19 protein-coding genes and 1 tRNA gene are annotated in these 21,793 nt (G+C 68.8%); 14 read left to right on the top strand and 6 right to left on the bottom strand.

From position 1 onward, the window contains the following. Window positions 1–7: 7 nt before the first annotated feature. The 4 genes from GA0070620_RS18785 to GA0070620_RS18770 are packed head-to-tail and all read right to left on the bottom strand — an operon-like array spanning window position 8 to window position 3,828. Window positions 8–676: an N-acetyltransferase gene (locus GA0070620_RS18785; protein ID WP_091592706.1), complete on the bottom strand. Its 669-nt coding sequence runs from the start codon at window positions 674–676 to the stop codon at window positions 8–10. Between the two features lie 37 nt (window positions 677–713). Then, window positions 714–1,397: a GOLPH3/VPS74 family protein gene (locus GA0070620_RS18780; protein WP_091592704.1), complete on the bottom strand. Its 684-nt coding sequence runs from the start codon at window positions 1,395–1,397 to the stop codon at window positions 714–716. Between the two features lie 14 nt (window positions 1,398–1,411). Continuing rightward, window positions 1,412–2,416, bottom strand: coding sequence for an acetamidase/formamidase family protein (locus tag GA0070620_RS18775; RefSeq protein WP_091592702.1), 1,005 nt, complete (start codon window positions 2,414–2,416; stop codon window positions 1,412–1,414). Between the two features lie 5 nt (window positions 2,417–2,421). Beyond that, complete coding sequence (locus GA0070620_RS18770; protein ID WP_091592700.1) at window positions 2,422–3,828, bottom strand: APC family permease; 1,407 nt, start codon at window positions 3,826–3,828, stop codon at window positions 2,422–2,424. Between the two features lie 284 nt (window positions 3,829–4,112). On the opposite strand from GA0070620_RS18770, the gene GA0070620_RS18765 reads away from it, so the two are divergent. The 3 genes from GA0070620_RS18765 (at window position 4,113) to GA0070620_RS34150 (ending at window position 8,148) form a co-directional block, all read left to right on the top strand. Continuing rightward, window positions 4,113–5,345, top strand: coding sequence for a helix-turn-helix domain-containing protein (locus GA0070620_RS18765; protein ID WP_091592698.1), 1,233 nt, complete (start codon window positions 4,113–4,115; stop codon window positions 5,343–5,345). A gap of 3 nt (window positions 5,346–5,348) precedes the next feature. Then, window positions 5,349–6,065, top strand: a complete 717-nt coding sequence (locus tag GA0070620_RS18760; protein ID WP_091592695.1) for a creatininase family protein — start codon at window positions 5,349–5,351, stop codon at window positions 6,063–6,065. A gap of 895 nt (window positions 6,066–6,960) precedes the next feature. After that, window positions 6,961–8,148 carry an alpha/beta hydrolase family protein gene (locus GA0070620_RS34150; RefSeq protein WP_091598985.1) on the top strand — a complete coding sequence of 396 codons (1,188 nt, stop codon included), beginning with the start codon at window positions 6,961–6,963 and terminating at the stop codon, window positions 8,146–8,148. Here the strand turns inward: GA0070620_RS34150 and GA0070620_RS18745 are convergent. Continuing rightward, window positions 8,121–9,506 carry a helix-turn-helix domain-containing protein gene (locus GA0070620_RS18745; protein WP_091592693.1) on the bottom strand — a complete coding sequence of 462 codons (1,386 nt, stop codon included), beginning with the start codon at window positions 9,504–9,506 and terminating at the stop codon, window positions 8,121–8,123. The genes GA0070620_RS34150 and GA0070620_RS18745 overlap by 28 nt on opposite strands. A 536-nt stretch (window positions 9,507–10,042) precedes the next feature. On the opposite strand from GA0070620_RS18745, the gene fxlM reads away from it, so the two are divergent. The 11 genes from fxlM (at window position 10,043) to GA0070620_RS18695 (ending at window position 21,296) form a co-directional block, all read left to right on the top strand. Next, window positions 10,043–11,284: a methyltransferase, FxLD system gene (fxlM, locus tag GA0070620_RS18740; RefSeq protein WP_091592690.1), complete on the top strand. Its 1,242-nt coding sequence runs from the start codon at window positions 10,043–10,045 to the stop codon at window positions 11,282–11,284. Between the two features lie 12 nt (window positions 11,285–11,296). Next, on the top strand, window positions 11,297–11,452 hold the full coding sequence (fxlA, locus tag GA0070620_RS18735; RefSeq protein ID WP_091592688.1) for an FxLD family lanthipeptide: 156 nt from the start codon (window positions 11,297–11,299) through the stop codon (window positions 11,450–11,452). A 68-nt stretch (window positions 11,453–11,520) separates the two neighbouring features. Beyond that, window positions 11,521–14,268, top strand: coding sequence for a lantibiotic dehydratase (locus tag GA0070620_RS18730; protein WP_091592686.1), 2,748 nt, complete (start codon window positions 11,521–11,523; stop codon window positions 14,266–14,268). After that, a complete protein-coding gene (locus tag GA0070620_RS18725) occupies window positions 14,265–15,335 on the top strand; it encodes a lanthionine synthetase C family protein (protein ID WP_091592684.1) in 1,071 nt (356 codons plus the stop codon). The genes GA0070620_RS18730 and GA0070620_RS18725 overlap by 4 nt, the downstream gene beginning before the upstream one ends. Window positions 15,336–15,346: 11 nt before the next feature. Beyond that, window positions 15,347–16,129 carry a thiopeptide-type bacteriocin biosynthesis protein gene (locus GA0070620_RS18720; RefSeq protein ID WP_091592682.1) on the top strand — a complete coding sequence of 261 codons (783 nt, stop codon included), beginning with the start codon at window positions 15,347–15,349 and terminating at the stop codon, window positions 16,127–16,129. Between the two features lie 30 nt (window positions 16,130–16,159). Continuing rightward, window positions 16,160–16,594, top strand: a complete 435-nt coding sequence (locus GA0070620_RS18715) for an NUDIX hydrolase (protein ID WP_091592680.1) — start codon at window positions 16,160–16,162, stop codon at window positions 16,592–16,594. Window positions 16,595–16,624: 30 nt separating this feature from the next. After that, window positions 16,625–16,984, top strand: coding sequence for a nucleotidyltransferase family protein (locus GA0070620_RS34070; protein ID WP_269456545.1), 360 nt, complete (start codon window positions 16,625–16,627; stop codon window positions 16,982–16,984). A gap of 34 nt (window positions 16,985–17,018) precedes the next feature. Then, window positions 17,019–17,198 (top strand): nucleotidyltransferase family protein, encoded by a 180-nt coding sequence (locus tag GA0070620_RS34065; RefSeq protein ID WP_269456544.1) that lies wholly within the window; start codon window positions 17,019–17,021, stop codon window positions 17,196–17,198. 607 nt (window positions 17,199–17,805) lie between these two features. Next, window positions 17,806–19,569 carry a hypothetical protein gene (locus GA0070620_RS18705; RefSeq protein WP_091592678.1) on the top strand — a complete coding sequence of 588 codons (1,764 nt, stop codon included), beginning with the start codon at window positions 17,806–17,808 and terminating at the stop codon, window positions 19,567–19,569. Between the two features lie 830 nt (window positions 19,570–20,399). Then, window positions 20,400–20,472: transfer RNA gene (locus tag GA0070620_RS18700), tRNA-Arg, on the top strand. 95 nt (window positions 20,473–20,567) lie between these two features. Then, window positions 20,568–21,296, top strand: coding sequence for a VOC family protein (locus tag GA0070620_RS18695; RefSeq protein WP_091592676.1), 729 nt, complete (start codon window positions 20,568–20,570; stop codon window positions 21,294–21,296). Window positions 21,297–21,321: 25 nt separating this feature from the next. Here the strand turns inward: GA0070620_RS18695 and GA0070620_RS18690 are convergent, their stop codons facing one another. Next, complete coding sequence (locus GA0070620_RS18690; RefSeq protein ID WP_091598983.1) at window positions 21,322–21,756, bottom strand: hypothetical protein; 435 nt, start codon at window positions 21,754–21,756, stop codon at window positions 21,322–21,324. Between the last annotated feature and the right edge of the window lie 37 nt (window positions 21,757–21,793).

Raw genomic sequence — 21,793 nt, 5'->3', positions numbered from 1 at the left:
CCAGGGCCTAGCGTTGGGCGTCGGACTGGGCGCGGGCCGCGGCGGTGACGGTTGCCGGCCTGGCGGTGTTCAGGGGCCAGGAGCCGCGGTTCGGGTGAGGGTTGCGGCCCATCGGGACGAGGACCGGCCCGTCGGGCAGGGTGAGCGCGGGTCTCGGGAGGTAGCCGTGCCCGCGGTACAGGTCCTGGCTGTCGGGCGCGATTTCGGTCCACGAGGGCATGTCGATGCGGTCGACGCGGCTTTCATGGTGGGTGAGCATCGCCGCGCCGGTACCGCGCTGTCGGGCGGCGGGAAGGACGGCGAGGACTGCCAGGTGGTAGTGAGGTTCGGTGGGTCGGACCTGGGTGAGTATGTGGTCGAGGAGTTCGAACTGCCGCGCGTGCGGGCCGGCGGCGTCGGCCAGTCGGCTGTGGTAGTTCGACGGTGGCGGGATGCTGCGGTAGCGGTGAAATCCCATCGCGGCGGCGCTCAGGTCGTCGGTGATCTGGATGTCGCCGAAGAACATGGCGTGTTCCACCCAGATCACCGCCACGTCGGTGAGGATCCGCTGCCGGCAGGTCGGGTCGGGCACCAGCCACTGGGCGAGGGGGCCGGAGTGCAGGGCGTCGGCGATCAGCGCGGCGACCGGTTCCTTGTCCGCCCACCGGGCGGCACGGATACGCGGAATGACGTCCATGGGATGCCTCCAAGGGCAGCGGGTGGGTGGGGCGGGCTTACCGGTAGGTGGCGGTGGCGAGGTCACCGATGGCGGCGTCGACCGCGGCGGTGATGTCGCGTACCTGCCGGTGGTGCTGCGCGGCGATGGTGCGCAGTTGCACGGTGAGGGCGGCGGTGTCGTCGGCGAGGTACAGGTGGTTGGTCAGGCCGAGGGTCGCGACGAGGCCGCCGAGGGCGGCGGTGTGGTTGTCGGGCTGGTCACGGCCGGCGGCGATGTAGTGCAGCCGAGCGCGGGCGACGACTGGCCACTTGAGGTCCGTGGGCAGGTAGCGGTCGGTGCGGGCGAGCCCGCCGAGGCGGCGACGTACGTCGTGGCGCAGGATCCCGCCGGCGTGCAGGCCAGCGCGGGTGCGGTCGTACAGGTCGTCGGCGAACCCGCGCAGCCACCCCCGCAGCGGCGGGGTCGGGTGGGCGTAGCGGATGGAGGCCAGGGCGGTGTCGGTGATCAGGTCCCCGACCGGGCGGTCCAGGTGCAGCCAGAGACGCTGCTCCTCGCCCGATGGGGTGTCGTCCGTGGTGTCGAGAGCGATGCGACCGGCGAGGAACAGGTCGATGAGCACCGCACCCGCCAGGCCGAGTGCGAGAGCCTGGCGGTGGATGTGTGGCTGGCCGGTGTCATCGTCGTGACCGAGCAGGAACAACTCGTCCCGCAACGGCAACTGAGGGATGGAGGAGGCCATGTGGATCCCGCCCTCTACCTCGGCCCGTCGGTGTGCTGCCGGAGGCGGGCGTGCACCCCGTCGTAGGCGGCTTGCGGCTGCGGAAGCAGCACCTTGTCGACGGCGGCGAGGAGTGTGTAGTTCGGGTCGCAGACGTTGCCGATCGGCGCCCGTCCCGCCTGTGACACCAGCTGGTAGGCGTCGAGCTGCTCCAGGCCGGTGAGGTCTACCACCCAGCCGACCAGGTCGCGGTGCGCGATCCGGTACGCGTCTTCAAGGGGACGGGCGCAGCCAACTGACATGATCGACGCGTCGGTCTCGAGGCGGGGCCACAACGTCGGGACGCCTTTGATGACCTCGATGATCAGGGTGGTGGTTGTGGCGATCTCCACCCCGACGCCGCAGACCTCACCCTCGCCCTGGCGGGCGTGGCCGTCGCCGAGGGCGAGCATCGCCCCGTGCACGTTCACGCCCAGGTACAGGGTGGTACCGGCCCGCAGCTCCGGTGTGTCGAGGTTCCCGCCATGGCTGTCGGGCACGATTGTCGAACGCGACTCGAACCCGCCCGGCGCCACGCCGATGGTGCCGATCATCGGGTCCAGCGGCAGGTCAACTGTGTGGTCGCTGTCGGTGGCGTGGAAGCGGGCTATGCCGGCCTGCTGGTCGATGTCGTACACCCACACCCGCTCCTCGAGAGGCGGCTGCAGGGTCGCCGTATGCGAGGTGGAGGTCAGTGCCCCGAAGTGCGGGAACGTCGAGGAGACTCCCCAGTCGCGGGCCGGAACGATCGAGGCGAGGTGGACGGCGAGGGTGTCGCCTGGCACTGCGTCCTCGACGAAGAACGGCCCGGACACCGGGTTCAGGTACGGCATGCGGCACACCTGCGACGGCAGGTCCGCCGGGCCGCGCACCAATCCGCCGAAGCAGTCCTCGGTGTGCACCTGAAGCACGTCGCCGGAGCGGACATGGGCCACCGGCATCCGGCCGCCGAAGGTGTAGGCCAGCTCGTCGCGGGCGGGCCGGTAGGTGATCGTGTCCATGGTCGCTACACCCGCTCGACGTGGCGGGCCTGCGGCTGCGCGGGCGCCAGACCCGACAGGGCGGGCCGGCGTCCGGTCAGGTACAGGCCGGCGAGTACGACCATGCCGAGGGCGAGCCAGGCCAGACCGAGACGCTGCACAGCGATGTTCGCGTTGACCACCACGTAGGCGAGGATCACGAAGCCGATACCCGGCATCACCAGGTGCGCCCACCAGTTGCCGCTGCGCTGGCGGATGAGGTGGTGCACAACCACGGAGACGTGCAGGACCAGGAACGCGACCATCGCCCCGAAATTGATCAGCGACGACAGCAGCGTGATCCCGTCGGCGCGGGTGGCCATGTACAGGCCCAGTGCCAGGGACACGACGCCGGTGAGCAGGGTCGCGTTGATTGGCACGTTGCGGCGGATCGACACCTTCGCCAAGAAGGAGGGCAGTTGCCGGTCCCGGGCCATCGCGTACAGCAGCCGGGACGTGGCGACCTGCGCGACCATCGAGTTCGGCAGGCCCCACGCGATCGCGGTCGCGACCGCGCACAACGTTGCCAGCCAGCCTCCGCCAGCCACCTGCGCGGCGTCGTAGAAGGCGGTGCCGTTCGGATCCCCGTCACTGAGCAGCGAGGTCGGCTCGGGGACGAGCATCGCGGCCAGCCAGGTCTGGGCGATGAACAGCACGCCGGCCAGGATGAGGACAGCGGCCATCGCCCGGCCGATCTGGCGGGAGCCGCCCTTGGTCTCCTCGGCCAGCATGCTGATCCCGTCGAAGCCGAGGAAGGACAGCACCGCGATCGACACGGCGCCCGCCACGAGAGACCAGGTGAACGTGTCGGAGTTGTAGAACGCGTCCCAGCTGAACCGGCCCCTGCCCGTTGCGACGGCCCAGCCGGCGACGGCGAGGAAGACCGCCAGGACGATCAGCTCGCCGACGAGCATCACCCGGGTCACCAATGCGGTCATCCGGATCCCCACCGAGTTGACGACCGTGTTGACCGCGACGAACCCGAGCAACCACAACCACACCGGCACGGCCGGCACGGTGGCGTGCATCGCCACCGACGCCACCAGGTACAGCAGGCCCGGTACGAGGACGTAGTCGAGCAGGATCACCCAGCCAGCCAGGAAACCGACCGGCGCGCTGATACCCCGGCCGGCGTAGTTGTAGACGCTGCCGGACATGGGGAACGCCTTCACCATCTGCGCGTACGAGAACGCGGTGAACACCAACGCCACCACACCGACCGCGTACGCCAGAGCCACCATCCCGCCGGAACCGGCGTACACGCTTCCGAAGATCGCCATCGGCGCGATCGGCACCATGTACACCAGGCCGTACGCGACCAGGTCCCGGAACCGTAGTTGGCGGCTCAACTCCTGCCGATAGCCATATTTGGAGAGGTCGTTCTGGTAACTCATCAGACTCCTCAAGCTTTTTCGGTCCCGGCTAATCACGCTATTTCGCAGCCCACTCGTCAGCGAAGACAAATGATTCTTCGATCTTGAACCGCCGCAAACGATTTCGTCGAGCATGCGAACGGGTATCTCGACAACGAGAATTGCTCACCGGGTTAGGTGAGTCGATACCGTTGATGCGGACATACGGTGTTGTCCGCATGCAACTGTCCGCGTAGCGTTCGACCACGTACGGTCAGACCTGTCCGGATCCAGCAGCGACGGACAAACGGCAACCAGGAGTACCGGTGGCGCAAACTCCGCGAGAGCTGAGCCCGCATCGATCGGCGCTGCATGGATTCGGTGCCGCGCTTCGGCAGTGGCGAGAGTGCCGCGGGTTGTCCCAGCGTGCTCTAGGCAGGCTCGTGCACGTCAGTGGGGACCTCATCGGCAAGGTGGAGAAAGCCGAACGTTGGCCGTCCGCCCGCTTCGTCGAGTCGTGTGAGAGCGCACTGCAGGCAGGTGGTGAGCTGGTCCGCTTCCTGGCAGACCTAGAGAGTGCGCGCCGCCTCACCAGTGTCGGCTACCGCTTGGCCGACGGTGCGGAGGGCCAACTCCGGGCCTCCATCGATCATCCCGACAAGACCGACCTGCTCCGCTCGTGGCATGAGCAGCTCGCCGGTCTGGCCATTGACGGAAACCGCACCGGATACGCCGGGATGGCGTCCACCGCCCATGCGCAGATCAGCGTCGCCGCTGCCATCGGGCGGCGAAGCCGTTCAGCCGACCGCCGAGACGTACTGATCACGCAGGCACTGTGGGCGGAGTTCCTCAGCTGGATCGACGAGCAGAGTGACGCCGCCGAGGCTGACGCCTGGTTGCGACGCGCCCAGCAGCACGCCGTCGAAGCTAACGCGCCGACGCTGACAAGCTACGTCCTGATGAGGCAGAGCCAACGCGCCCTCGAGCGCTTCGACCCGCGCAATGCCATTGCCTTGGCGCGGCGGGCGCTGGAGGAGGATCGGTTACCCGGCCGTATCCGCGCTCTACTGCTGATCCGTCAGGCCCAGGCTTACGCGATGGGAGGTGACCAGAACGCCTGTGCAGCCAGCATCAGCAAGGCGCACAGGGTCGCCGGTAGCGCCGACTGGGGCTCGGAGCTGCCGATCGATGTTGGCGTCCACTGCGACCCGGTGTACGTTGCTGCCCACGAAGCGCAATGCCGTCTGCTCCTCGGCCAACCGGCGGCTGCAGCCGATCTCTATGAGCAACTCCTGCGCCATTGGCCAGCTCAGTGGCGCGTTGACGAGGCCCTTTGGCGATCGGCCCTGTCCAGCGCCTACGTCAGCATGGGCGATGTCGAGCGCGCGGCGACCGAGGCCACCAACGCCCTAGCGTTGGCCACAGGTACCTCTTCCGCGCGGGCTTTGCGCTGGTTGAACCCAACGGCGGTGGCCCTCCGGCAGCAGTCATCCGTTCCCGAGGCCGCGGCCTTCGTACTCGCCTATCGGCAGGCGGCCCTCGAAGCATGCAACCATTAGTCCGTGGATCTGATCACCACGGCGACGAGCACCGACGAGTCCGAGCGAGGGGCGTCGGTCGCGGTCCTCCCAGTCGGGAGTTTCGAGCAGCACGGCGCCCATCTGCCGCTGCTGACGGACACAATCGTGGCATGCGCGATCGCGAAGGCCGTCGCCGAGCGCTACGACCTCTTTTTGCTGCCGCCGGTGACGATCTCCTGCTCGCATGAGCACGCGGGATGGCGTGGCACGGTCAGTATCAGCGCCACCACCCTAGCCGCCGTGGTCGTTGACATCGCCGACTCCCTGCATGAATCGGGCATCGATCAGCTCGCTGTGATCAACGGCCATGGGGGGAACTACGCGCTTGCCAACGTCGTTCAGGAAGCCAACGTCGCTGGACCGAGGATGACTCTGTTCCCCGCTCGGGCTGACTGGGACGACGCTCGAGTTGCCGCCGGCCTGCACAGCACAGCCAACCAGGACATGCACGCTGGCGAGCTCGAGGTTTCGCTGCTTCTGCACGTTGCGCCCGAGGTGGTGCGTAATGGCTTTCAGCTTGCCGACCACCTAGCGGACGATCGACGTCACCTCCTCACGCGGGGCATGAGTGGCTATACCAGCAGTGGCGTCATCGGTCTGCCGTCCCACGCCACTGCGGCCAAGGGCAAAGCCGTACTCGAGGAACTTGTTCGCTCCTTCGCCGACCATTACGCCCTCCTGCCGAGCGCCAAGGCATGATCAGGAATGATCCTGGACGAGAGCTCTTGTCCGCATCGGCATTGCCTCGGGAGAACGATCGGGCGGAGGCAATTTGCGGGGGTGATCCGGGGGCAGAGACAAGGCGGTCGGACGTAGAGCTGGCCACGTCTAGACACTTACACCGGCCCGAAGACCTAGCCCTGCCCGTGGCTGCGCCGGTGTCCCGGCGGCCGATTGACGAACCCGCCGTCGTCCGGCCCGCCTGGAAGTTGTTCGAGGAGGACCCGTGAGGCTGGGCGACAGGGTCGCTGAAGTGCCGGTGGACGATGCCGTCCGCGCCTCGGTGAGCTACGACCAACTGCGTATCGGTGATGACGGCTTGTTCTGGCTGGAGACTCGTCCCGACGCTGGCGGGGGTACGACGGTGACACAGTGGCGGTCCGGCGAGGGCAAGCGTGATGTCAGTCCGAAGGGCTTTGATGTCGCCAGCGGCCTTCACGCCTACGGGGGCGGGTCGTTCGCTGTCGCCGAGGGGACGTTGTGGTGCGTCGGCGGAGATGGCCTCTACCGGAGCCGTCGTCGCGGCGACGAACTCGAATTGGTCGCTCATGGGTCCTTCGGTGACCTGACAGTCGGCGCCGGCGAGTTGCTGGCTGTGCGGGAGTCGGATCAGGGTGACGAGCTCGTCGCGGTGACCCTCACCGGTGTTCCGCCGATGCGGACTCTCGCCGTGTCCCGGGGGTTCCTCGGTGCGCCTCGGCCGGGTCCGGGTCGGTTGGCCTGGACAGCCTGGAGCGAGCGCGACATGCCATGGGATGCGTGCGAGGTGTGGGTGGCCTCCTACTCGCCGCGCGGCGTCATCAAGAATCCCGTGAAACTGGCGGGCGGTCCGGATGAGTCTGCGGCGGAGCCGCAGTGGGGACCCGACGGGGCGTTGTACTTCGTCTCGGACCGCACTGGCTGGTGGAACCTCTACCGGTGGGACGGCCTCAAGGTGGAGGCGGTAGCGCCGATCGCGGGTGAGTGCGCCGCCGAGCCGTGGGAGTTGGGTTATGCGTCGTATGGCTTCCTCGACGACGGTCGGATCGCCGTGGCCGTGCAGGAGGGGCCGCGACACCGCCTTGTCGTTATCGAGCCCGACGGCGTTGTCCGCCCGGTCGACCTTCCGTACACGTCGATCAAGCCGTACCTCGCCGTTCGAGGGACGACGGTGGCGATGATCGGATCGTCGCCTACCGCAGCCCCGCAGGTCGCGCTCGTGGATCTGGCGGGCACAGACCCTGAGGTGGAGGTGCTTGCCAGGCCGGAGGACGCCGGACTCGAGGGGGTGGGCGTTTCGACGCCGACGGAGCTGCGTGTTCGGGTGGCCAATGGTCGGGAGGTGCTTGCCCTGGTATATCCGCCGACGGGCGCGGCGGCGGACTGGCAGGCGCCGGTGGTCGTTCGGGCGCATCCTGGGCCTACCGCCTCTTGCCTACTGCGTTTGGATTGGCAGGCGCAGTTCTTCACCAGTCGCGGGTTCGCCGTGGTGGATGTCGACTACCTGGGTAGTACCGGGTACGGCCGGGTGTTCCGGGAGTCGTTGTACGGCCGGTGGGGTCTGGACGATGTAGGTGACTGCGCGGCGGTGGCGGGTCACCTGTTGTCGACGGGGCGAGCGGTGCCGGGGCAGGTGTTCATCCGTGGTGCCAGTGCCGGCGGCTACACCGCGTTGCACGCGGTGGCCCAAGACGGCCCGTTCGCTGCTGCCACGGCCGTGTCGGCGATCGTGGATCCTGACCGGTGGGCGGAGACGGTGCCCCGTTTCCAGCGGCCACACGCGTTGCGGTTGCGAGGTGGTGCCGGCCGGGTCCGTGCCGCCGCTGTCCAAGGGCCGGTGCTGCTCATTCATGGCACCGCCGACGAGGTGGCCGTGGTCGAGGATGTCCGCGACCTCGCCGAGGAGTTGAGGTCTCTCGGTATGGCGCCCGAGGTGTTGCTTCTTGCTGATGTCGGCCACTACGTGGCGTCGTCCCATCGAGCGGGCGCGGCGCTGGAGGCGGAGCTGGCTCACTACCGCTCGGTGATGGCGGATGCCGCCAACGATCAACGGGGTTACACAGCGGCCAGCGGTAGTCGGTGACGCACGTACTCGCCGAACTCGCGGACCTCCGGCTCGCACCGGTAGGGCTCGAGGTCGGCCTGCACCTCGACGATGCGCTGTAGGCAGCGGTGTGAGGTGGTTCGTGCGGCGTGGTCGACTGCCTCGCGTGCGGTGGCGCAGGCTTCGTCGATGCGGCCGGAGGCGGCAAGCGACGAGGCCAGGAGCGCGGTGTCGATGGCGAGTCTTCGGACATGAGTGGGGCTCAGGGCGGTGAGGGCGTCACCCAGGTGCCGTTGGGTGTGCTGCGGTCGGCCCAGGTCGTGGAAGCAGTGGGCGATCTCGTCGGCGAGGTAGGCCGCGTCGAAATATCGGATCCACGCCGGCTCGTCGTCGGGCTTGCTACGGGCCAATTGCCTCTCCGCGATGTCGAGGTGGGTCAGGCAGTCGTCTTCGCGTCCAAGGCGGGCGTGCGTGCGCGCCACCACTGCTTGCAGCGCGGCTGTCACAGCGGGCGTCGCCTGGGTCTGGCTTCCTCTCACCGCCGTCAGCGCCATCCTGCGTGCCGGCTCGGGGTGCCCGCAGTGCAGTGCGAGGTGGCCTATGTTCACGGCGAGCAGGTAGCTGCCGTAGAGGCGGTCGTCGGCGGCTTCCGTCAGACGTAGAGCGCGAAGGTAGCGGCGCTGGGCGAGGCCATGGGCGCCGGTGTCGACCGCCTGGTACCCGCAGAGCTCAAAGAATCCCGCCGCCAGCGTGTACAGGTGCCGGCCGACAGCCTCGGAGGTGGGAGTGTTCGCCAACAGCCGGTTCAGTTCGCCTTCGATGTACCGCTGCACCTGCGCGTGAACTCGTCCGGCGCCATGGGTGTGGTCCAACTGCCGGAACATCGCCAGAGCGGTCTCCGCCGCATGAAGATCCTCTTCGTCAACCTGGTCAGGCGAGCCAGGTCTTCCGACCACGGGTGGCCGGGGGTCTGCCGCAGCGTTCAGCCAGTCAAGGGCGGCGCGATCGAGGACACCGGGCTGGAAGGGAACACGGACGACCATGCCCGCCACCCCGGGCTTCTCCTCCAATTGGGTGGGCAGCAGGGTGTCTGCGTTGCCAGAACCGCTCGGGGAAGTTGCCCGCATGTTGTCGCTGTTGCGACTTCTCTCGAGAAGAGGTAGCAGGCGGGTCAAGGCCCCTCCGGCTTCCAACGCCCTGTCACAGGCCTCGACGAATTCCCGGGATGGGAAACGGTCCGCTGTCTCGATTCGGCGCACCAGGTCGGCGCTGAAGCGGATCATCGCGCCGAGTCGCGCCTGGGAGAGGTTGGCCCGCTCCCGCAGCCGACGTAGCTCGGCACCGAAGAAGTGGCGCTCGGACAGGGACGGCTGGAGCATCCGCGGGGTCTGGCCCATAGCACCGCCTCCTCGTGACTGTTCGCACCACTATGGCGATGATCAGCGTGACTATCGCGCACCTAGGGTCACTCGGTGTTCAGCGCGGCGCAACTACGAACACCGAGATGCGTAGGTACGGGAGACGCTCACCGGTGGCGCACATGCGGACAGCCGCTTCGTCCGCATGCTCGGCATTCACTCCACCGACTCGCCGGGCGATTGTGGAGACGTGCCGTTGGCTGCTCGTCAGATCCGCCACCGACTTAGCACGGGGAGGCTGCAGTGCAGCAGGAGTCCGCTCCGGGCCGCGATCTTGGTACAACGGCTGCGCCCCGGCTTTCCCGCCGCACGAACGGTCATGCCCATGGGGATCTGGGCGCTTACCCGGGCACCCATGACCGCCAGCAGGACGCGACCTTCGACCGGCACCACATCGACTTGAGATACCCGTGTGACTTGGCGAGTCCAGCGGCTTGACGCTCTGTTGAGCCCGAGCAGAGCGGTACGGCGGACCACCCGATCGGGAGGTCGTGATGGAGAGGGAGAGCACCTGAATGAGTGTCGAGACGGCGAGCGGCGAGGACCTCCATGCCGCAATGGTCGATCAGCTCGTCGCTGATCACATGGAGAAAGGGCTGGTCATGCGGCCCGAGGTGGAGGCGGCACTACGGTCCGTGCCACGTCATCTGTTCACTCCGGATGCCGCGCTAGCGGAGGCGTACCGTGCCGACCAGGCCGTGGTGACCAAGCGGATCGGCGACGAGGCGGTCAGCTCGGTGTCGGCACCGTGGCTCATCGCGGAGATGCTCGGTCAGGCAGCCGACGCCATCGACGGCGGGTTGCCCGGCCGGCACGTCCTGGAAATCGGCTCCGGCGGATACAACGCCGCGCTGCTGCGCGAGCTGGTCGGCCCGTCGGGTTCGGTCACGACCGTTGACATCGATCGCGAGGTGACCGACCGGGCCGCTGCCTGCCTCACCGCAGCGGGTTACGACGACGTGGTCGTGGTGTGCGCGGACGCCGAGCAACCGGTCAACCCGGGCCGCACGTACGACCTGATCATCGTCACGGTCGGCGCCTGGGACATTTCCCCGGCCTGGACCGCGCAGCTCGCCGAGAACGGAACGCTCGTCGTGCCGCTACGGACGTTCGGAATGACCCGCTCATGGGCGATGCGTCGGACCGGTGATCGGCTGGTCAGCCACAGCCAGCGGTTGTGTGGGTTCGTGTCGATGCAGGGCGCCGGGGCACATCAGGTGCGGTACGTCGACATCGCTGACGGGGTTCACTTGCGGCTGGACGAGGACCAGCAGGTCGATCGCCGCGCCGTCGGTGAGCTGTTGGCGCAGCCGCAGACGCAGGCATGGGCCGGGGTGAGCCTGCCCCCTCGTACCGTCCTGGCTGACCTCGACCTGTGGCTGGCGTCCCGCATCACCGATGCGGGACAGCTTTTCGTTGTTCTCACGGCTCAGCAGGAGGCCGTGGATTCCGGCGTCGTCGCCCCGGCGTGGCGCTTCGGCACACCGGCCGCCCTCAACAACGGCGCGTTCTGCTACCGCTCGACGCTGCGCTGGAACGACGACGACATGTTTGACCTCGGCGCCTGTGCGCATGGGCCCGACGCCGCGTCGGCGGCCGGTCGGATGGTCGGACAGATGCGCGCGTGGCTGGATTCGGGCAGCCCTTCGCCGGTGCTGCACGTCCTGCCCACTGGTACTCCCGACGGCGACCTGCCGGCCGGGACGGTGTTGGACAAGCGGCACAGCCGCTTCGTCCTCACCTTCACCCCCGCATAGAAGGGAAAGCACGTGAACGACACCGACACCTCGGAGTTCACCCTGGACGTCAGCCTGGTCGACGCCGGCCCCACCGCGGGCGGCTACGCCACCGCCACCGACGACGGGTGCGGCTCCGGCAACACCGGCTCCAACGCCTGCACCACGAAGTGCGACGGCGGCAACTGACCCATCCGTTCCTCTCACGCTCGGGCCCGGCGTCGCGCACGCCGGGCCCGACGATTCGGTGGTGCCTCATGGTTCCCGCAGATGGTGCGGCGCTGATCAGAATCGCCGCCTACCCCAAGGGTCTCGTTCTGCCGCCCTGGCCCGACATAGCCCACGGTCATCCCGATCAGTGGCGCGAGTGGCTGGACACGACGTGGACGCTGTCCGGCTTCGCGGCAGCCGTTACCGGCGCGGCGCCGCAGCTCGCCGACCAGATCCAACGCGCTCTGACCGGGGAGCCGCTGCCACCGCAGCGACTGCGACGCCTGGTGCAGTCAACGGTCCGGTACCTGCTGCGCTGGACCACAAGGGCGACCCCGTTCGGCACGTTCGCCGGCGTCGCCCCGGTCCAGTTCGGCGCTCGCGCGGCGGTCCGCCTGGGCGAGGCTCATCGCGCTGTCTCCCGCCCCGATGGCCAGTTCATCGTCGACCACACCGCGCAAGCCGAACACGACCTGGCCACCCTGCGCACCGTCCCCGTCGTGACGAACTCGTTGGGATACCAGCGCGGCGACAGATGGGTTCTGCCCTGTGCCCACGCCAGCGACGAGCGGCGGTGGGACGTCGAGGTCCGCCTGACCAGCCCGATCCGGGCCGCGATCCAGGCGGCGCGCTCCCCGGTCAGGATCGCCGAACTCGCCGCGATGGTCGCCGTAGGCGCCAGCATCGCCGACGCCGAGCGGCTACTGGCCGACCTGGTCCACACCGGGGTGCTGCTGTCGGCCCTCCGCCCGCCCATGACCGTCACCGACCCGGCCTCCCACGTTGCCCGCCACTACGCCATCCCGGAACCGGGCAGCCGGACCGCCGTCGACCTCCGCGCCGACATCGCCGTGACCCTGCCCCCGCCGATCCTGCACGAGGCGGAACGGGCCGCGTCCACGCTCATGGCGGTAGCGCCACCACCTACCCCTGGGTGGGCCGAGTACCACAGCGCGTTCATCGAGCGGTGGGGTCCAGGAGCGGCTGTGCCCATCCGTGATGTGCTGAACGTGCTGGGGTTTCCGGCTGGCTACCGGGGATCCACTCGCCGCGCCCCAGCGCTGTTCACCGCCCGCGACCGGCTGCTCGGACAGCTCGCGCAGCAGGCCGTCCTCGACGGCTGCGCCGAAGTGGTGCTCGACGACGCGCTGATCGACCGGCTCCGCGGCAATGACGACCGGCCGCCGATTCCACACACCGAACTGCGGTTCACCCTCGCCGCCGACACCCTGCACGATCTAGACCGCGGCGCGTTCACCCTGACGGTACTCAGCGGGTCCCGCCACGCCGGGGTCGCCGCGGCCCGGTTCCTGCACCTGCTCACCCCCGCCGAACTCGACGGATTCCAGCAGGTCTACCGAAATCTGCCGACCGCCCTGCCCGGCGCGGCCCCGCTGCAGCTATCCGGACCACCCCTTGACGCCCGCCTCACCGCAGTAGCCCGGACGCCCGAACTGCTGCCCGTCCTCCCTGTCGGCGACTTCCACCCGGCACCGCCGTACACGCTTGAGGATCTGGCGGTGGCCGGCGACGGACGCCGGTTGTGGCTGGTATCGCTGACCACCGGTCAGCCCGTCGAGCCGCTGCTGTTCAACAGCGTCCTGCTGCCTACGCTGCAGCAGCCGCTGATGCGGTTCCTGGCCGAGATCTGGACCGCGTGGACGGCACCGTGCAGCCGGTTCGACTGGGGACACGCCAGCGGCCTGCCGTTCCTACCCCGCCTGCGACGGGGACGCACCATAGTGCACCCCGCCCGCTGGATCCTCGACCACACCGCGCTTCCCGCTCAGGGAACAGCATGGGCGCAGTGGTGTGACGCCTGGCGACGAAACCGCCTCCAACGGCACATCCCGGAGCAGGTCCTGGTCGGCGACGACGACATACGCCTACGCCTTGACCTGGACAACCCTGCCCACCTGGCGGTTCTACGCGACCACCTTGACCGGCATCCCCGCACCGTGATCACCGAGGCTCCAGGTCCAGCGGGCTGGATCGACGACCGCCCCGCCGAACTCCTGCTCACCCTCACCCACACCGCGCCGGCCGCCCGACCAGCCCGACCAGCCCGACCAGCCCGCACTGTTCAGCACTGGCCTGGGCGGTCACGGTGGCTGGAGGCACACTTGCACGGTCGGCTCGATGACATCCTGACCGATCTCGCCGGACGCCCCGCCGACCACCTACCAGCCGGCTGGTGGTTCCTACGGTATCCCCACCCCGAGCTACACCTGCGGCTACGCATCCCACTATCGGACACTGACCGATTCGCCGACATCGCCCGTCATCTCGCCGACTGGGTGCAGCACCTGCACAATGACGCCCTCGTACACGACTACAGCATCCATCCGTGCCGCCCGGAGACCCGCCACGGTGCCGCAGCGAACCTCGCCGCCGCCGAGCGGGTGTTCGCCGCCGACTCCCGCGCCGCCCTGCACCGGCTCACTGGCGACCGTCAAGCCGCCACCGCCGCCGGGATGATCGCCATCGCCGACGGCTTCACCGGCGATGGCCCGCGCTGGCTCGCGACCCACGTCCCTCACCGGACCGGCCCCCGCCTCGACCCCGCCCAACTCGAACACGCCCGGCGCCCAGTGCATGACGAGCGGCTCGCCGCAGCGCTGGCCGTCTACCGCTCCATGGTCACCCATGACGGACTCGACCCCGACGAGGTGCTGGGCGACCTGCTGCACCTGCACCACGCCCGCATGATCGGCGTCGACCCCACCTCCGAACGGCACTGCCTGCGGCTGGCCCGAACCATCGCCCGCACCACCCTCGCCGGACGTAAGCCGTGACCACGGGACAGTCCCTCGCCGACGGCGCGGCCGGCATCGCCCTGCTGCACCTCGAAACCGGCAACAGGCCGGCAGCGTACGAGGCACTGCGCGACGCCACCGCCGGTGGTGTGAGCATCGCCGATGGGGCCAGCCTCTTCTATGGCGCTCCCGCGCTCGCATTCGTCCTCGCCACCACCGACCATCCAGGGCTCGCCCAGGCACGAGCAGCCACCGCCGACGGCACCGCCACGTTGACCCGCCGACGGCTCGACGCCGCCCACCGCCGCATCGACCAACGCCAGCAGCCGCACTACGCCGAGTACGACCTCATCCGCGGATTGACCGGCCTCGGCGTCGTCCTGCGCCGGCTCGGCGATCACGACCTGCTCCGCCAGGTCCTGGACTACCTCGTCCGGCTCACCGAACCGCGAGGCGAGCTACCCGGCTGGTGGTGCTGGAACGGGCCCGAACGCCGCCAGCCACCGCCCGTCGGCGGTCACGCGAACTTCGGCATGGCCCATGGCATCACCGGCCCACTGGCACTGCTCGCCCTCACCCTCCGCGACGGCATCACCGTCGCCGGACACACCACGGCGATCAACCGCATCAACCAATGGCTGAACGCCTGGCAGCAGCACACCGACGGCACTATCTGGTGGCCACAAACCATCACCCTCACCGACTTACACAACGGATCTCCAGCGCAGAGAACCCCGCTGCGGCCGTCCTGGTGCTACGGCACGCCGAGCATCGCCCGCGCCCAGCAACTCGCCGCACACGCCCTGCACGACACCACAGGCCAGCACCTCGCCGAGACCGCTTTCACCACCTGCGTCACCGACCCCGAACAGCTTCGACGGCTCACCGACCGAAGCCTGTGCCACGGCACCGCCGGACTGGTGGCTACCGCCCGCCGGGTCGCTTCCGATGCCCTCACCTGGATACCCCTGGCTGCCGTAGAAGATCTCCACCGGCAGACCGCCCCCACCACCAACGAGCCCGAAGGGCTGCTCGATGGCAGGGCAGGCGCCGACCTCGTCACCGCCGTCGCCACCGCCTGGGACGCCTGTCTCCTCCTCACCTGAAAGAGCCATCCGTGGACAACACCCCCTGGCACCAGGTCAACATCAGCTACCCCGGCCAGACCGCCCGGGAGCGCGAGCAACAGGCCGTCGCCCACCTGCGCCGAGTGCTTCCCGGCGCCGAGACCGCCGGCCTGATCACCTCCTGGTGGTTCATCCGCAAAGGCGCCTGGCGCATCCGCTACCTCCCCACAAACAGCCCAGACAGCGGCGACCAGGCCCGCCGGCTACTCACCGACGGGGCCACCTGGACCGGCGACATCTACGAACCCGAAACCCACGCCTTCGGCGGCCACGACGCCATGACCACCGCCCACACGCTGTTCCACCACGACAGCCGCCACCTCCTCACCTACCTCCACCAGCACCCCACCACCCGGCGCGAACACTCCCTGATCTTGTGCACCGCCCTGATGCGCGCAGCAGGGCTGGACCTCAACGAGCAAGGCGACGTCTGGGCCCATGTCGTCGAGCACCGCGCCGCACACCTCAACCAGTCACCGACAACCGATGCCCGCAGGTGGGAGAGATTCACCGGAGACGTTCGGAGCCTGCTGCTCGGCGCACCTCGCACCCCCGGCGACTGGCACACCGCATTCGCACACGTCGGCGCGGCCTTGCATCGCCAACGGGAGAGGGGCACCCTCACTCGTGGTCTGCGGGCGGTAATCGCCTTGCACGTGATCTTCCACTGGAACAGGCTCGGACTGCCCGCCACCACCCAGGCCACCCTTGCCCGAGCGGCCCAGGAAGCCATCTTCGGCCTGCCCGACTCGAGCCCGCCAGACCCCAGGTAGACCCACCGGGAACGAGTGGAGGAAGCCGCGATGCCCGAGAAGGTGATCACCCCCAAGGTTCTCTGCTACGTCGTGCGGGACGGGCGCTTGCTCGTCTTCCGGCACGTCGACTTCAGCTACGAGGAGGTCGGCATCCAGGTGCCGGGTGGCAGCGTTCGCCCCGGTGAGGACCCGGCGGACGCGGCGCTGCGCGAGGCCCGCGAAGAGACCGGACTGACCGGCTTCACCGTCGTGCGCAAGCTGGGGGAGATCGAGTACGACATCAGCCCGCTCCGATTCGAGATCCAGCGTCGGCAGTTCTTCGAGTTGGCGCTGCACGGGACGACGCCCGCGCGATGGGCAAGCCAGGAAGACCACGACGGCGAGCAGGAGCCCACCCGGTTCGAGTGCTTCTGGATACCGTTACGCACGGCGCACGTCCTGCAGTCCGGCCAAGGTGCCCTCGTAGGCCGGCTGTTCGACTGAGCAGGCATCCGACAGAGGTAACCGGGGGAGATGATGCGGGCGGACGAACGGCGGGACCTCGTCGAGCGCAGCCCGTGGCTGGTGCGGGCGCTGGGCGTCGTTCGGGACTCCGGCTTGCCGAACGCCTGGATCGGCGCGGGCGCCATCCGCGACCTGGTCTGGAGCGAGCGGTACGGCACCGGCTTCGACCCGTCATCGGTGCGGGACGTCGACGTCGTCTTCCTCGATGCGGCGGACCTGAGCCGCCACAACGACGACCGGGCTACCCGGCGGCTGATATCGGCCTGGCCGGAGCCGCCGTGGGAGGCAAAGAACCAGGCCGCAGTGCACACCTGGTACCGGGCCAAGTTCGGCGGAGGCCCGGTGGCCGCGTTGCACACCCATCGCTGACGCGGTCGCCACCTGGCCCGAGTACGCCACCGCCGTGGCCGTCCGCCTCGACACGCACGACCAGATCACGGTATGCGCGCCGCACGGCCTCAACGACCTGCTCGACGGGGTGTGGCGGCGCAACCCGAGCAGGGCCAGCCCCGAGATCTCCCGCCAGCGACTCGCCCGCCACCGCCCCACCGAACGCTGGCCCGGCGTTCGCATCGTGACCTGAGCTGGCGCTCGAAGCTCGTGAAGGGTTGCCGCCGAGATCTGCGGTCCCTGGGCCTGGAGCCGTGCGGGATGGGACCCAGCCAGCGTTCGTAGCAACTCTGGGAGCGGCAAGAGGACTGTTGGGGGTGGGCTGCGGGCTGCAAGGCGCCATCACCGCGGCATAAGCGGATGCTGGACCTCAACCTCGGCCGGAGTGCGGCGGGGGCTCGAACGGACAAGCGCCGCGCAGCGGCGGTACCGACAATGGGATGCAGCAAAGAGTGCCATCTGCCCCATCCCCACCGGGGAGAGCCGGTCACCCAAGGTCGCGGCGCCACCCGGGTTTGGCCCGTCCGCCGAGGTCAAGCATGAATCAACGCCCGGAATGGCCCGAAAACGCCCCCGGCCGCCCCCAAGCCGCTGGAACCACCACGATTCGATTCGGAGTCTGGCGCTACCGGCTGAGTGAACGAATTGCACTATCACGGCCCAGCGCCCGGGGCGAAAGCGCGCCGCAACGAGCAGCGAATTGGACGCAGGTGCCCTTGGTGTACGACCGAGGGCAGCCGTGGCGGCAGGTCGGGCAGTCCGCTGCCGGGATGGTTCTGGGCGGCGCCGGATAATGGGGTATGGCCGAGCGGGAGGAGACGAACGTCCGGCTGCCCGTATGCGCCCACAACGCGCTTGCGGTGATCGCGGCGCGGCGGGGTTGCTCACGCGACGAGACAGTACGTCAGCTGCTGTCCGATTACGTCGCCCGGCAAGAGCAGCTGTCCGAACCGGATCGGCTGAGCCACATAGCCACCGTGCTGCGCTACCCGACGCCCCGGCGGATGAAGAGGGACATCCGCGCAGGCCGCTCCACGGCCACGCCTCTGCGGTTGCGGCTACCGCCCGGGATTGCAGTGAGAGCCCGTGCGATGTCGTTGCGGCTGCCAGGCCAGTCGGTTCGGGCGCATAGGGACTACCAGGCCAGGTTGCTCACCGACGCGGTCATGACCGCCATCGCCATGGAGGAGCCATTCGACGACGACTACCTGCGTGGTCTCCCATCGACGCTCCGCCGGCACGCGGCGATCGGGTTGTGGCACCTGGCCGTGGCGGCTACCAGCACTTTTCCCGAGCTGGCGGTGTTGCTCGCCGCCGAGGACGTGCGCAACGACCTCCGGGCGCCCGGGGGGCGCCCGGACCACGCCCAGCAACGACTGCTGCGGGTCGCCGAAGCACTTGAGAATGACGTCGCCTGGCATTCCGACGCCCGGTTCGAGGTGGCCACCGCCATCGCCCGCGATCTGCTAATTGGTCCGAAAGCGGAGGCCAACGAGAGGATGCTGTACGACCAAGGCATGGCGTGGAACGAGCTCCGACTTGATCTCGCCATTACGGACGAGGACGGCGGCGGCAGCGACCTGCGGAAGCAGTACAGCACCGGGCTCACCTCCTACGACTGGACAGGCCGGGGCGGGACCGCCGTCTGGCGGGCAGAGCGGGCAGTCGAGGTGGAGGACTTTGAGGCATGGCTGACCGGCGCCGAAGTTGGCACCGCTGCCACCCGAGTCGTGCGTCCACCCGGCTGGTCGGTGGCGGTACCAGATGGTTGGCGGGCAGCCGTCTTCCACGGGCCGCTGCCAGAACCGCACGCGAGTTGGGCCGCTGTTGGCAAGGTGCTGGCGGTGGCGCTCGGCAACCGTGTGGCAGCTTGGCCGCTGCAGGCGGCCGCCGACGGCGTTACACCGATTCCGGGCATCGAGCCGCTGCTGAAGGCGGCTGACGGGCTGCGGCCCGACCTGGTCAGTGGTTTCGCGGAGGCCATCCTCATCGACTGGCGCACGGACCCCGACGCCGAACATGAAGAGGAGGCCGACGGGCCTGCGCAGTTCAGACTGCTGCTACCGGCGGACGATGCGATGAGGTTCGGCCTGATTACTGAGGACGAACGGCAGCGACTGCTGGCCGATGCCCGCCTGGCGACTTCGGTGGCGATGGAGCAGGTTATCGAGAGCATCGCGGAGGACGAGTCGGACCTTCGTGCGGAGTTGCAGCGTGCACGTGCGAACGTGGCGAGGTTTCGGCGTCTCGCTCGTACGACTGGTGTGAGGTTCACCGTTGCGCCCGCGATGTGGCCCTGGCCGGGGGGCTCTGTGGTCGGGGAGCTTGCCACGTGTTCGTCCGGAGAAGTCCTGCATTGGCTCGGCGTATGGGCGCTGAAGGCGCGTCAGCGCGCACTGGAGAGTTCGATGGAGCAGGCGTGGCAGCAGGCATTCAGCCGGCCTCGGTTCACGTCAACAACCCACCCCGACCGAGGCCTCGCGGATGGTCTTGTGACACCCACCGTTATACCTCTCCATTCGCGGTCGTTTGAAATGGATTCCGACGACGACTTGCCGTTCTGACCTCGCGGTGCGTGGTGGGCGGCTCGACGAAAGGAGTCCACATGAACACGCGTGTGCGAGCTGGCCGATGAGCGCACGATCGAATCAGGGACCGGAGCCGTTGATCAGCTTCCGGGCAGCGGTGACGCTGTTCTTCGCGTCCGCCGTCGGTGGAGTAACCGGCGTGCTCACGCACCTGGCGGGCGACTCGCTGCCCGCAGCCGCCCTGGCGGCTGGCGCGGCATTCGCAGCGTCTGCAGCCACATTCCACAAGATGGTCGGCAGGTCCTGACCTCGCTGCGCCCGGGCTAGCCAGCGCGTCCAGATGGCTAGCCCGGGCCGCTGGCGATCGCACCCTCACGGCACCCCATCGCGACACCCACCTGGCATTACCCCTCCCCGAGCGACCCGGAGTGAGCGCTCCGGAACCTGTCAAGTCAACTGAGACAGTTTCTTGATTTTGTTTAGCGGTTCTCGTGGGGCTTCGACGTCATGCTGATGTGCTCTCCTCAGGGCCGTCCAGGAAGAGTATCCCCTGGTAGACGGGCTGTCTCACATCAGCGTGACAGGGGGCTCGGTCGTTCTCCCGTGGCGGTGCCGACGGTAGGTACCCGGGCGAAACCCTGTTGATCTCCGATGATGTGCGCGGTGTGTGCTCTCCAGCGGATGCCAACACGGGTGAACCGGTGCCAACGCGGGTCACCGCGGCTGACCACCGGTCGCAAACCGGGGTTCGTGTGCTCCGGGTGTGGTCCTGGGCTGGGAGAACAGGGGTCCGGGGATCGTGGGCGAACGTGGGCCACTCCCTGCCACCCCAGGTGAACCCCCAGGTCGCTAGACTAGGCCCTCGCGCCCCCGTAGCTCAGGGGATAGAGCATCGGTTTCCTAAACCGTGTGTCGCAGGTTCGAATCCTGCCGGGGGCACCGCATCGGGCATGCACCGCCGGCCAGGGCCCGCGTGACGGTGGCGAGCGGTCCGGGGCCACCGCCGGCTCGGCGCAGGCCCTAACATCGCCGGTATGGCAACGCGGCTCGTGCAGATCAACATGAAGGCTCGGGACGACTCCGCGCTGGGCGGTTTCTGGGCGAAGGTGCTCGGTTGGGAGGTCTCCAGCGAGGGACCCGGCGTGACCAACCTCGAACCCGAGGGCTTCGTCTACCCCGACCCCGTCGCGGTCTGCATCGACCTTGTCTCCTCCCCGGAACCCAAGACGGTGAAGAACCGTGTGCACGTCGACCTCGCCACCACCTCGGTGGAGCACCAGGCGGAGCTGGTCGCGCACCTGAGGGATCTGGGCGCCACGCCCGCCGACATCGGCCAGGGTGACGTCCCGTGGACGGTGCTGGCCGACCCGGAGGGCAACGAGTTCTGCGTGCTGGACCCGCGACCGCGCTACCGGGACACCGGGCCGATCGCGGCGGTGGTGGTCGACTGCGCGGACCCGCGAGCCATGGCCCGCTTCTGGGGTGCGGCCACGGACTGGGTCGTGCACGAGGTGACCGACGACAGCGCGACACTCCGCTCCGCCAAGGGCGTCGGCCCCTATCTGGAGTTCATCCGCACGGCGGACCCGAAGACCGTGTGGAACCGGGTCCATCTCGACGTCCGCCCGTATCCGGGTGACGACCTGGCCGCCGAGGCGGCCAGGCTGCGGGCGCTCGGCGCCACCGCCCTGGACCTGGACGTTCCGTGGATGGTCCTCGCCGACCCGGAGGGCAACGAGTTCTGCGTCCTCTCCCCGAGCTGACCCGAAGCCTCGTCACCGCCCACGGTCACGCCCACGGTGGGAGGTATCGACTCACGTAGTCGCGGGCCCGCGGGACGGGGTCCTGCCAGTAGTGGTCCGGCGTCCGGGAGTGGTGCGCCTCGCAGAACTCGGCGAGGCTTTCCGCAATGGTGACGCGCTCGAGCGGGTGACCTTCGAAGGCCATGTTGACCGCCAGGAACTCCGGCTCGGGATTCCAGCCGGAGTGGTCGAACGCCCAGCCGTTCCAGAGGGCGTAGACGTGGAAGACCTGCCAGCCGCCGGCGAGGTGTATCCCCGCGATCTCGATCGTCCGGTCCGGATAAGTGTCGCGGCACACCCAGGCCAGGATGTGACACGCCCCGGAGGCGAAGAAGGCCTGGTCCGACCGGTCCCAGGAGATGCGCTGATCCGAACGCTCGATCGCGGTCCGGCGAAACGCTCCCGCTGCTTCGGCCGCCACCACCGGACCCTAACGGGGTGCCGTCGGAGGCCGCAAC

Origin of the sequence: Micromonospora krabiensis (assembly GCF_900091425.1) — a bacterium.
GTDB lineage: Bacteria > Actinomycetota > Actinomycetes > Mycobacteriales > Micromonosporaceae > Micromonospora > Micromonospora krabiensis.
This window is presented reverse-complemented; position numbering and strand designations above follow the sequence as displayed.

Coding starts and splice junctions, on each gene's coding strand:
- GA0070620_RS18775 (WP_091592702.1), bottom strand. CDS start 2,416: ATGGACACGATCACCTACCGGCCCGCCCGCGACGAGCTGGCCTACACC.
- GA0070620_RS18730 (WP_091592686.1), top strand. CDS start 11,521: ATGGTTCCCGCAGATGGTGCGGCGCTGATCAGAATCGCCGCCTACCCC.
- fxlM (WP_091592690.1), top strand. CDS start 10,043: ATGAGTGTCGAGACGGCGAGCGGCGAGGACCTCCATGCCGCAATGGTC.
- GA0070620_RS18705 (WP_091592678.1), top strand. CDS start 17,806: ATGGCCGAGCGGGAGGAGACGAACGTCCGGCTGCCCGTATGCGCCCAC.
- GA0070620_RS18745 (WP_091592693.1), bottom strand. CDS start 9,506: ATGGGCCAGACCCCGCGGATGCTCCAGCCGTCCCTGTCCGAGCGCCAC.
- GA0070620_RS18785 (WP_091592706.1), bottom strand. CDS start 676: ATGGACGTCATTCCGCGTATCCGTGCCGCCCGGTGGGCGGACAAGGAA.
- GA0070620_RS18715 (WP_091592680.1), top strand. CDS start 16,160: ATGCCCGAGAAGGTGATCACCCCCAAGGTTCTCTGCTACGTCGTGCGG.
- GA0070620_RS34070 (WP_269456545.1), top strand. CDS start 16,625: ATGATGCGGGCGGACGAACGGCGGGACCTCGTCGAGCGCAGCCCGTGG.
- GA0070620_RS18770 (WP_091592700.1), bottom strand. CDS start 3,828: ATGAGTTACCAGAACGACCTCTCCAAATATGGCTATCGGCAGGAGTTG.
- GA0070620_RS18695 (WP_091592676.1), top strand. CDS start 20,568: ATGGCAACGCGGCTCGTGCAGATCAACATGAAGGCTCGGGACGACTCC.
- GA0070620_RS18780 (WP_091592704.1), bottom strand. CDS start 1,397: ATGGCCTCCTCCATCCCTCAGTTGCCGTTGCGGGACGAGTTGTTCCTG.